Annotated in this window: 7 protein-coding genes; all 7 read left to right on the top strand. The window is 65.8% G+C overall.

The features are described from left to right. The first annotated feature begins 241 nt into the window (after positions 1-241). The 7 genes from ACOADB_RS24450 to ACOADB_RS24420 all read left to right on the top strand — a co-directional run bounded on the left by ACOADB_RS24450 (position 242) and on the right by ACOADB_RS24420 (position 7,983). Complete coding sequence (locus ACOADB_RS24450) at positions 242-577, top strand: type IV pilin protein (protein ID WP_378604973.1); 336 nt, start codon at positions 242-244, stop codon at positions 575-577. A gap of 72 nt (positions 578-649) precedes the next feature. Further along, positions 650-1,750, top strand: coding sequence for a type IV pilus twitching motility protein PilT (locus tag ACOADB_RS24445; RefSeq protein WP_378604970.1), 1,101 nt, complete (start codon positions 650-652; stop codon positions 1,748-1,750). Positions 1,751-1,762: 12 nt separating this feature from the next. Then, positions 1,763-3,499, top strand: a complete 1,737-nt coding sequence (locus tag ACOADB_RS24440; protein ID WP_378604967.1) for a GspE/PulE family protein — start codon at positions 1,763-1,765, stop codon at positions 3,497-3,499. A gap of 2 nt (positions 3,500-3,501) precedes the next feature. After that, on the top strand, positions 3,502-4,707 hold the full coding sequence (locus tag ACOADB_RS24435) for a type II secretion system F family protein (protein ID WP_378604964.1): 1,206 nt from the start codon (positions 3,502-3,504) through the stop codon (positions 4,705-4,707). Further along, a complete protein-coding gene (locus ACOADB_RS24430) occupies positions 4,707-5,189 on the top strand; it encodes a type IV pilus modification PilV family protein (RefSeq protein ID WP_378604961.1) in 483 nt (160 codons plus the stop codon). Before ACOADB_RS24435 ends, ACOADB_RS24430 begins: the two co-directional genes overlap by 1 nt. Then, positions 5,186-5,842 carry a type II secretion system protein gene (locus ACOADB_RS24425; protein ID WP_378604958.1) on the top strand — a complete coding sequence of 219 codons (657 nt, stop codon included), beginning with the start codon at positions 5,186-5,188 and terminating at the stop codon, positions 5,840-5,842. Before ACOADB_RS24430 ends, ACOADB_RS24425 begins: the two co-directional genes overlap by 4 nt. Next, complete coding sequence (locus ACOADB_RS24420; protein ID WP_378604955.1) at positions 5,839-7,983, top strand: hypothetical protein; 2,145 nt, start codon at positions 5,839-5,841, stop codon at positions 7,981-7,983. The genes ACOADB_RS24425 and ACOADB_RS24420 overlap by 4 nt, the downstream gene beginning before the upstream one ends. The last annotated feature ends 75 nt before the right edge of the window (positions 7,984-8,058 follow it).

Here is an 8,058-nt window from a genome sequence, read left to right as displayed (position 1 = left end):
GTTGACGACGGAGTCCTTGGCTGCCACGGCGTCAGTGTCGCGCACCGTAGGGGTTTTCCGTGGTCATGTCCTGCGAATCGGCGAAGTTTTCTGAGGCTTGTCCCACTGTGGTCTAGACCGAAGGTAAAGAATCTGCTATTGCCATGACGCCGCGTCGCACACGGACGTTTCATGGCTACATCAGCGCTCGGGTCTGGTCCTTTCCCTCCATCATCATTCCCTTACTTCCTAAGGACTTCGCATGCTCCGCACTCTTGCTCGTCGTCGGAACGACAACGGCTTCACCCTCATTGAGCTCCTCATCGTCATCGTGATCCTCGGCATCCTCGCCGCGATCGTGGCGTTCTCGGTCCGCGGCATCGTCGACCGCGGTGACGCGTCCGCTTGCAAGGCTGAGGTCAAGACCATTGCGACCGCCGAAGAGGCGAACTACGCCAAGAACGGCTCGTACGCCACCATCCCGAACCTTGAGATCAATGGTTTCCTGCGCGACGGCACGCCGAAGTACGTGGCAAGTGCCTCGGCAGCTGACGGCTCCCTGACGATGGTCGCCGGCGCACCCTGCGCAGCTGGCTGATCGGCTCTATTGCTCTCAGGAGGGCCGCCGCCCTGGCGGCGGCCCTCCTTCGGCCGTCTGTGAGGGGAATCAATGTTCCACCACGTGCACCGCATCGGTGACCGGATTGACCAGCTGCTGGCTGCGCTCTGGGAAGTTCGTGGCACCGACCTGCTGCTGACCGTCGGCTTGCCGCCGATGCTCCGGATCGACGGGTCGCTTGCGCCGGTTCCAGGGCAGTCAGTGTTGACGGCAGACGACGCCAACTCGTTGCTCGCCGAGGTTCTCACCTCCGAGCAGCAGACCGCGTGGGAGTCGAAGCACGAGTACGACTTCTCGTTCTCGTGGCGCGAGCACGCTCGGATCCGTGGCAACGCCTTCACCCAGCGCGGACAGACAGCGGTCGCGCTGCGGATGATTCCGCGCGAAGTGCCGACGCCGGACGACCTCGGTCTGCCACCGGTGCTCCGCGATCTCGCGATGAAGCACCAGGGCCTCATCCTGATGACTGGTCCCACCGGTTCCGGCAAGTCGACCACGCTGGCCTCGTTGATCGACCTGATCAACACGAACCGCGGCTGCCACATCATCACCGTCGAGGACCCCATTGAGTACGTCCACGACCACAAGATGGCGGCGGTCAACCAGCGCGAGGTCGGGACCGACACCAACAGCTTCCCGAACGCCCTGCGCTCAGTGCTCCGCGAAGACCCCGACGTCCTGCTCGTGGGTGAGATGCGTGACCTCGAGTCCATCGCCTTCGCATTGACCGTGGCCGAGACCGGCCACCTGGTCTTCGCCACCCTGCACACCAATGACACGGCGCAGTCCGTTGGCCGCATGATCGACGTCTTCCCCGCCGAGCAGCAGGCCCAGATCCGGGTCCAGTTGGCTGCCGCACTCAGTTGCGTGGTCTACCAGCGCCTGGTCCCGAAGATCGGCGGTGGGATGACGGCCGCCTACGAGGTACTGACCGCAACGCCGGCGGTACGCAACCTGATCAAGGAGGGCAAGACGCATCAGCTGCGCAACTCCCTGGTGACTGGCGCCCAGGACGGGATGATCACGCTGGAGCAGTCGCTCTCGCAGCTGATCCAGGCCGGCATCGTGACCGAAGAGGAAGCCGTTGCGCGAAGCCTCTACCCCAAGGACATCGAGGCCCGCCCGCGGTACACCGCCGGCGCGGTGCGATAGGCGGCGCGGCAGATGCGGTTGAGGGGAAAGCACAGCAAGGTCGAGGCGCCGGTCGCGGCGCCTCGGACGGATGAGGACGACGAGCGGCTCGGCCGGATCCTGGTCGGCGCCGGGCGCGTCCAGCCGTACCAACTGGACGCGGTGCGCACGCAGGAGGGCAGCTCACTCGCCACGAAGCTGATCGACGCCGGTCACATCTCCGACGATGTGTTGGCGAGCACGCTGGCCGAGCATCATCGCGTCGGTGTCGCGGACTTCCGGATCCTGACGCCGGACCCGGAGACCGTGGCGCTGCTCACCCGGGACCAGGCGAACACGCTCGAAGCACTCCCGGTCGCCGCGGACGATGACGGCGTCACCGTGGCCCTGCTGGACCCCTCGCCCGAACGCGTCCAGGCGCTGGCGGTTGTGATCGGTCGCTCTGTGCGGCCGCTCGTGGCCACCCGACGCGACCTCGAGCGCGGCATCGCGACCTCCTACCGAGCGACCCGCGAGGTCGGCACCCAGGTCCTTGCCTACGAGGCCCGTGACCTGCTGCGGCGTGAAGCGTCGGACATCGACACGATCAGCGTCAACGACGACGCACCGGTCGTCCGAGTCGTCCAGTCGATCATCACCCAGGCGCTGCGGGACCGTGCCTCCGACATCCACATCGAGCCCGCCGGCGAGAGAGTGCGGGTCCGCTACCGCATCGATGGCGCGCTCAGTGAGGTCCTCGATCTCCCTGCCTCGATCGGGCCGGCCCTCGTCAGCCGCGTGAAGATCCTGGCCGACATGAACATCGTCGAGCGCCGCCGACCCCAGGACGGCCAGATCAGCATGGACATCGACGACCGCGCCATCGACATCCGGGTCTCCACCACGGCAGTCGTTGGTGGCGAGAAGGTCGTGATGCGGGTTCTTGACAAGAGCCGTCCGCTCTTCAAGCTGGAACAACTCGGCATGCCGGCCGACACGGCGGCACGCTACTCGGCGCTGATCCACTCGCCGTACGGCATGGTGATCTGCGCCGGACCGACGGGTGGCGGAAAGACCACCACGCTCTACGCCTCACTGGGTGAGCTGAACAGCCCGGATCGCAACCTGATGACGATCGAGGACCCGGTCGAGTACACCTTTGCATCGATCAACCAGATCCAGATCAATGAAGCGGCCGGCATCACCTTCGCCGGCGGTTTGAAGTCCATCCTTCGCCAGGACCCCGACATCATTCTCGTGGGCGAGATCCGTGACGTGGACACGGCACGGATCGCAGTGCAGTCCGCGCTCACCGGTCACTTCGTGCTCTCGTCCTTGCACGCGACCGAGGCAGTCTCGGCGCTCTACCGCCTGCTCGACATGGGCATCGAGGCCTTCCTGATCGCGTCGTCGGTGACCGCTGTCGTCGCGCAACGCCTGGTCCGCCGGAGCTGCACCTCCTGTCTGGAGCCCTACCAGCCGTCCCCGGACGAGCTGGCCTTCCTGCAGATGTTCGGGGGCAAGGAGCCGATTGCCGGCTTCCAGCACGGCACCGGCTGCCACTTCTGCTCACACACCGGCTACCTGGAACGGATCGGCGTCTACGAGATGCTCGTCGTCACCGACGAGGTTCGTGAACTGATCGTCGACCGGGCTCCGCACGACCAGATGCGCAAGCTGGCCCGCAGCCAGGGCATGCGCACGCTGCAGGAGCAGGCAGCCCAACTGGTCACCCTCGGCACCACCACGGCGTCCGAAGTCATGCGTTCGATCTACGTCGCGGGAGTCTGAACATGCCCAAGTTTGCCTATGTCGGTGTCGACATCGAGGGCCAGAAGGTCAAGGGGACCGAGAAGGCTGGCAGCCGCAACGACGTGGAGGTCTCGCTCTACCAGCGCGACCTGCGCGACCTCAGGGTCACCGAGAAGAAGAGCGTGCTGCAGTACGAGATCTCAGGTCCCCGGATCAAGCGCGAGCACGTCATGCACCTGTCTCGCCAGATCGCGGCGTTCCTGAGGGCCGGGCTGCCGATCCTGGACGCGGTGAAGTCGATCGGTGCCGACAGTGAGAACTCCTCGGTGCGCCGGATGATGCACGACATCGAGGACGGCCTGCGCACGGGTGAGCGCTTCTCGGACACGCTGGAGCGCTACCCCAAGGTCTTCCCGGAGTTCTACCGTGGCATCATCCGCTCCGCCGAGCTGACCGGTGAGCTCGACACGGTGCTCAGTCGGCTCGCGTTGTACCTCGAGCGGGACCTCGAGACCCGCCGCAAGATCAAGTCGGCGCTCATCTACCCGATCGCGGTCGCGCTCATGTCTGTCTTCACCGTCGGGGTGCTGGCGGTCTACGTGCTGCCCAAGTTCGAGACCTTCTTCGCGGACTTCGACGCGAAGCTTCCCTGGACGACCCGAGTTCTGCTGGGCTTCACCGACTTCCTTGGCGCCTGGTGGTGGGCGATTGCTGCGGGGATCGGAGCCTGGGTGCTCCTGTTCGTCATCTCCCAGCAGTTCGAGCGTGGCAAGTACGTCTGGCATTCGTTCCTCCTCGGCGTGCCGGTGCTCGGCAGCACCATCCAGTACGCCCTGGTCGAGCGGTTCTGCCGCGTGATGGCCTCGATGGTCGGCGCCGGTGTCAACCTGCCGGAGGCGATCCGGGTCGCGACCGACTCACTGCGCAACCGGGTGTTCATCAAGCGGCTCAACGGGGTCACCGAGCAGATGCTCGAGGGCCAGGGCCTGGCCGCTCCGCTGGCTCGTACTCAGCTGTTCCCGGGAACCGCGACATCGATGCTCCGCGTCGGCGAGGAGACCGGCTCCATGGACACCCAGCTCGAGGTCACCGCGGACTACTTCGAGGACGAGCTGACCTACAAGATCGCCAAGCTGACGGCACTCTTCGAGCCGATCGTGATCCTGATCATGGGTGGCATCGTCGGATTCGTTGCCATCGCCCTCGTCCAGGCGATGTACGACATCTTCCAGCAGGTGGACATCTGATGCAGCGCACCGGGCAGCGACCGCGTGACGAGCAGGGCGAGACCCTGATCGAACTGGTGGTCGCTGTCGCCATCCTCGGGATCGCCGCGGTGGCGATCCTGAGCGGACTCATCCTGAGCGTCAAGGCGTCGACCCTGGGGAGCAACCAAGCCTCGGGCGGTGCCTACGTGCGGAGCTTCGCCGAGGCCATCCAGAACCACGTCGATGCCAGCGGCTACGCGACGTGTGCGAATGCCACGTCGACCTACCAGGGCGTCACGGTCACCAACCTGCCCAGCGGGTACACCAAGACGGTGGTCGCGGTGCAGTCATGGAACGGCAGCGCGTGGGGTGCCTGCACGGGTCTTGGCATCCAGCGGCTCAATCTGAGGGTCACCACTCCCGGTGACACTTCGCATGGTGCGTCGGAGACCCTCACCGTCATCCTGCGGCAGCCCTGCAACGGTGCTGCCACGACCTCGGCGAGCAACCCATGCGCATGACCTGGAAGCGGTCGCGCTGGCTGCGACGTGAAGACGGCTTCACCCTCGTCGAGATGGTGATCACCGTCTCGATCCTCGGGATCATTGCCGTGGTCCTGTTCGGCGTGGTCATCCAGTACCTCAAGGTCAGTGGAAACACGCGGGCACGACTGGGAGAGTCGACCGACCAGCAGTTCATCTCGACCTACTGGCAGGCGGACGTCAGCAGCCTGGGGCGGCGCTCCTTCACCCCGAGTGATGTCAGCAACCCGGTCCCGAGCTCACAATCGGTCTACGTCGGCGCGGCCGGGCCGGGCGGCTGCGGAAGCACGGTCGGAACGGTGGTCGTTGCCTTCGCCTGGACGGAGTTCACGGTCGGGTCGTCCGTCCCGGCCAACGCCTGGACCTCGACCGCGCAGGAGGTGGCCTACGTGCGGGTCGGCGGAAGTGCGCCGTACAAGCTCCAGCGCGTGCGTTGCAAGGCCGGCGTCGAGGCAGCGCCCCTGACGGTGGCCCACAACCTGACCGGGACCCCGACGGTCACGTGCGACTCCACCTGCACCGCCGCGTCGCCACCCAACCGGGTGTCGATGCAGTTCACCGTCCGGGACACCTCGGAGCCCACCAGCACCGGGTACACCACCACCGTGACCGCTGATCGGAGGCAGGGATGATCAAGCGCCTGCGGAAATTGCGTGAGGACTCCGGCATGATGCTGGTGGTCGCACTGCTCGTCATCACCACCATCGCTGTCGTCACCGGAGTGATGCTGTCCCACGGCTGGACGAACTTCCGGACCACGGTCGCGCTGCGCGGGGTCGCGGGAACCACCTACGCGGCCGACGCGGCAGCCAAGATCGCGATCAACAACCTCCGCCAGGGTGCCAATGCGCCCGGATGGACCGACCCCACGTTCCCCGGAGCGTGGGACAACTGGGTCTACACCAACAACGCCGACGGCACCGGCTGTTTCGGCGCGGTAGGGGAGAACCCGGACAACAATCTCGAACTGAACAACCTCTATCCGGCCGCGGGCGACCAGACCAGTGCCTCATCGGCGCGCGTGGAATGCTCCAGCGTTCCCGGGACCGGGATCTTCGGTGGTGGCAGTGGGGTCGGGATCGAGGATCCTGACCCGACTGATGCTTTCGCGCGCGCGCTGACCACTGTCGGCACCTCGGGCGCGTACCAGGGCATCACCGTCAACCCGCTCGGCACCGGTGGCGATGCGCCGCTTCCTGTCCGTGGTGGTGTCGCCTCGAAGTCCTTCATCACCGTCGAATCGGGATCACTGGTGACCGACGGCTACGTGAGGGCAGAAGGCGCCTGCAGCGGAGACATCGTCGCGGGTGTCGATGACAACGGGGTGGAGCAGCGGTTCTGCAACGCCGCAGGCACAGTGCCGGTTCCTGCTACGCCGACCTCCCCGTTGTCTTCGGTGCCGACCTATCGCGACGCCAGCAGCATGGGCTGCAACTTCCAGCCCGGCTTCTACAACAACGCGGCGGCACTGAGCGCTGCCGTCAACAACTGCGGCACGGCCTACTTCGCAAGCGGGCAGTACTACTTCGACTTCGTCGATGAGGAGCACTCCGGCAGCAACACGTGGAACATCACGACGACCGTCCTCGGTGGCGACATCACCTCGCCCTCGGATCCTTCGATCCCCGGCCGGTGTGTCAGCCCGATCAGCCGGAACTCCGGCAACGGAGTCCAGTTCGTCTTCGGCAACAACAGCCGGATCACGGTGAGCGACACAGCGCACGTCGAGCTGTGCGGCCCCACCAACGGCGGCGACGCGCCCATGACGCTCTACCAGCAGCAGTCGGGTTCGACGGCGAGCCCTGTCGTGGTTCCTGAAGCGAGTGCTGGCACCGTCGACCAGAAGACCGGAAACGGTGGCGGGTTCAAGTGGACCACTGGCGTCCCGACTCCTGCCGGAACGACCATCCGCAACGCGATCGCGTCGCCCGATGCGCTCAGCTACTCCTGGCTCGTCGCCGGCAACAACGACGACGTGGGCATGGACCTGCGCGACTTCCCGGGCCTGTCTGCCATTCCGGCCGGGTCTGACATCACCTCGGCACAGGTTCGGGTGAAGTACCGCAAGTCCAGCGCGCGAAACCTCACGGTCACCGTCAACGGCCAGACCCCGTCGAACGTGGCGATCAGCGCTCCGAGCCCGACGCCGACTCCGACCACCACCGAGTGGGGTTCGGCCGACATCGCGTCGCAGCTTCGCACCCAGCTCCAGGGTGGCTCGTTCAACGCCACTCGGCCGACCCTCGAGCTGCGACTTCTCGACGCGGCGGCGGCCGACACCCTGGTCATCGACGCAGTCACCCTGTCGGTGACCTACGTGCCGCCGACGCTCCGCGCCGCAACTGACAACATCATGTTCATCAATGCTCCGGCGGGTAACTTCCACGGCGAGTTCGTGATCCAGGGAGCCACCTTCGCACCGAACGGATTCGTCCGACTCGTTCCCGGTTCGTTCGACGATGCGCTGGTCGCGTTCCGCTGGGGCCTGGTCGCCCGGGGCGTCGACTTCAAGGCACAGCCGTCCCAGACGTTCGGGTACCCGCTGGTCTCGATCCCCGACGCAGGGGTCGGGCTCGGGAACAAGGTGACGGTGGTCGACCTCAAGGTCTACGTCTGTGTCCAGGCCGGGACCTGCGCCACTGGTGGCAAGCACGCCCTGACAGCGCGCGTGATGATCACCGATCCGCCGTACGACACTTCCGGTACCTTCGAGGGCATCCCCGAACCCGGTGTGCGACAGATCAAGGTTCTCAGTTGGGCGGAGCAGAACTGACCACGCAGGAGATCCTCAGCGTCTTCGTCCCAGTCTTCGCCGGCCTTCTCGGGTTGAATATCGGGTCGTTCCTCA

It is taken from the genome of Nocardioides sp. CPCC 206348 (assembly GCF_048654705.1).
Lineage (GTDB): Bacteria > Actinomycetota > Actinomycetes > Propionibacteriales > Nocardioidaceae > Nocardioides.
Note: the sequence above shows the minus strand (reverse complement) of the source record. Positions and strands in the feature narration are given on the sequence as shown.

What these genes read in the sequence shown, in the direction of transcription:
- ACOADB_RS24450 (WP_378604973.1), top strand. Translation starts at nt 242, where the DNA reads ATGCTCCGCACTCTTGCTCGTCGTCGGAACGACAACGGCTTCACCCTC.
- ACOADB_RS24445 (WP_378604970.1), top strand. Translation starts at nt 650, where the DNA reads ATGTTCCACCACGTGCACCGCATCGGTGACCGGATTGACCAGCTGCTG.
- ACOADB_RS24440 (WP_378604967.1), top strand. Translation starts at nt 1,763, where the DNA reads ATGCGGTTGAGGGGAAAGCACAGCAAGGTCGAGGCGCCGGTCGCGGCG.
- ACOADB_RS24435 (WP_378604964.1), top strand. Translation starts at nt 3,502, where the DNA reads ATGCCCAAGTTTGCCTATGTCGGTGTCGACATCGAGGGCCAGAAGGTC.
- ACOADB_RS24430 (WP_378604961.1), top strand. Translation starts at nt 4,707, where the DNA reads ATGCAGCGCACCGGGCAGCGACCGCGTGACGAGCAGGGCGAGACCCTG.
- ACOADB_RS24425 (WP_378604958.1), top strand. Translation starts at nt 5,186, where the DNA reads ATGACCTGGAAGCGGTCGCGCTGGCTGCGACGTGAAGACGGCTTCACC.
- ACOADB_RS24420 (WP_378604955.1), top strand. Translation starts at nt 5,839, where the DNA reads ATGATCAAGCGCCTGCGGAAATTGCGTGAGGACTCCGGCATGATGCTG.